1 pseudogene is annotated in these 552 nt (G+C 67.9%); it reads left to right on the top strand.

Going from position 1 to position 552, the window contains the following annotated elements:
• Positions 1–552 (top strand): annotated as a pseudogene (locus tag SM447_RS29780) (vitamin B12-dependent ribonucleotide reductase); the annotation flags it as partial.

The raw sequence follows: 552 nt of genomic DNA on the forward strand, positions 1-552 counted from the left end.
CGTGCAACCTGGCGTCGCTGAACCTGATGAAGTTCCTCCGCGCCGACGGCGGCTTCGAGGTGGAGAAGTTCGTCAAGTCGGTCGAGTTCGTCATCACCGCGATGGACATCTCGATCTGCTTCGCCGACTTCCCGACCGAGAAGATCGGTGAGACCACCCGCGCCTACCGGCAGCTCGGCATCGGGTACGCCAACCTGGGCGCGCTGCTGATGGCCTCCGGCCTGCCGTACGACTCGGAGCAGGGCCGGGAGGTGTCCGCCGCGATCACCTCGCTGATGACCGGCACCGCCTACCGCCGTTCCGCCGAGCTGGCCGGCATCGTCGGCCCGTACGACGGCTACGCCCGCAACGCCGAGCCGCACAAGCGGGTCATGCGCAAGCACGCCGCCGCCAACGACGAGATCAGGCCGGCCGGCACCGTGGCCACCGCCATCCAGCGAGAGGCCACGAAGCAGTGGACCCTCGGCAACAAGATCGGTGACAAGAACGGTTGGCGGAACTCGCAGGCCAGCGTCCTCGCGCCGACCGGCACCATCGGCCTCATGATGGACT

This window comes from Micromonospora aridisoli, assembly GCF_056150025.1.